Raw genomic sequence first — 1,871 nt, forward strand, 5'->3', positions numbered from 1 at the left:
TTGTTAGAATCATCCTCTAACTTAAGTATCAATGAACACTCTCCTGTGTTGCTAAGCGTTGCGCTTGTTTCTTTTATGGTGGTTTTTATAATTTTCCCTAGTCCATCAATAAAGGAAACTTTATCGCCAACATTTAACTTGTGTGTGTAAAATGTTTTAGCGTGCTAAAATATAAGATTTATTTTGAGTGTAGTGCCCAAAGTAATTTCTTGCTGTGGAAAAAATTCAAGTCCATAATTTTCTAATGCCTCGTAGTGAACATTTTTCCCCCTTTTTTATAATTAGTAAATATCAGATAGCATTCATATCCCCTTAAGCCAGTACCAATATCGGCTATTACGTTATGAACATATTTCCCTTTTATTTTGTCAATAAACTCTTTTGGCGTTGAGGCATAAATATCTTTGTCAATGATTTTAAGACGATCTTTTTCATCCATATTAAGGATATTGCGATTGGGAAATACAGATTCTATTGCTTCTTGCACCGTCTTGCCTTTGAAGTTTTTGTTCTCTAATTTGCGATTGAAGAAGTTGCTTTTAGTTAATAAACGAATATCAAGCTCTACACTAAAATCTCCGCCAGGATAATCAGTGCTCATTGGAGGCCCTAAAGTTCCCGCCATTATGAAATCAAAATTTTTTTCATGAGCAAATTTCTTATAATGTATTTTTACTATATCTCCGAATTTAATATGGTCGGTGAAGTCTAAGGGTAAGTTCCAAAGTACGACTTTTGCTTGTTTGGAGCTTATAGTATGAATATTTGAATACACGTTAGATATGGAAATATCAATATGAATTCCATCTTGTGTATTGATTATAATTTTAGGAATTTCTTCAGCAAAAGGAATTCCATCAATTGATTTTTTTGATTTATCTGTATTGTAGAACTCAATTTTAAAATCATATTGTAGTAGCAGCATTTTTTATCCTTTATATTTTTCCAATGCAAATGTTTTTACTATTTCTATTGATAGACTAACTTCAACTTCATCAATCCAAGGAGTATCTTTAAAAGAAAGACTTGTAATTATGGCCAACTCTTTAAGGCCAAAAGTTAGACTATATACACTAAAAGGAACTTGAGCTTGCAGTCTGTTTGCTAGTTGTTCTTTTACCAGATGAGCGTCAAAGCGTAGCATAGAATTGCCAAAAGCAGTCATTTTGAGTGGAGAAAGCATTTCCTTATATAAGGATGTAAGTACTCCCCCGCTTAATGAGATATGTTCACCAGTCATTACGGGATTGTAGCTTACATATTCTGCTTTTCTATTATAATAGTTGATAATCGGTCTTTTAGAGCAACTAGTATTGTAAGTTCGCGTTATAAGTTCAGTTTTTGGTTTTATAAAAAACAATTGAGGAACATATCCAAAACCTTTTAGATCCATTCTAGGAAATAGTACCAAAAAATTATCTGCTCCAAAAAGAGCAAATATTTGGGTTATTACATCTCTTATTATTTGAGTAATCTCCATGATTTTTTTCTTATTTTCAATATCATTATCGTTAGTATTTTCATTATTAATATCTATTTTGATTTTTGCATTGTTAGCAATTTTTTTGTCAATTTTCATAAGTATTACCCTTTGTAAAAATTATGGTGTGTTGTTAGTATTATCTTGATTTTGATTATTTTCTGGTTTAGATTTAGGTGGATTAGGGGCAGTTTCGGACTTGTCTCTAAAAAATTTACCAACCACTGGCAACGTGGCAAAAAGACTTTTTAGTCCTTTAAAAAAAGGTTCAACAACGTGTGTTTGAAATGTAAAGCCGTTAAAGTAATTAGTGAGCATTTTAATGAATTTAAGCAATGGCTCTAAAACAGTAGTGGTCATATCTGAAAGAGTTTGCTCAGCTGAGGCCAAA

At 31.6% G+C, this 1,871-nt stretch carries 2 protein-coding genes and 1 pseudogene; all 3 read right to left on the minus strand.

Annotation, left to right across the window (positions count from 1 at the left end; all coding sequences use genetic code 11):
- Positions 1-925, minus strand: a pseudogene (locus HNQ06_RS05535) (DUF693 family protein); the annotation flags it as partial.
- Between the two features lie 3 nt (positions 926-928).
- Positions 929-1,579: a DUF792 family protein gene (locus HNQ06_RS05540; protein WP_184108004.1), complete on the minus strand. Its 651-nt coding sequence runs from the start codon at positions 1,577-1,579 to the stop codon at positions 929-931.
- 21 nt (positions 1,580-1,600) lie between these two features.
- Positions 1,601-1,871: DUF759 family protein (locus HNQ06_RS05545; RefSeq protein ID WP_184108006.1), on the minus strand; the 271-nt coding region annotated here is incomplete at its 5' end.

It is taken from the genome of Borreliella lanei, from assembly GCF_014205895.1.
GTDB classification, from domain to species: Bacteria; Spirochaetota; Spirochaetia; order Borreliales; family Borreliaceae; genus Borreliella; species Borreliella lanei.

Excerpts from the sequence above, each read along its gene's own strand:
- HNQ06_RS05540 (WP_184108004.1), bottom strand. The coding sequence starts at position 1,579 with ATGAAAATTGACAAAAAAATTGCTAACAATGCAAAAATCAAAATAGAT.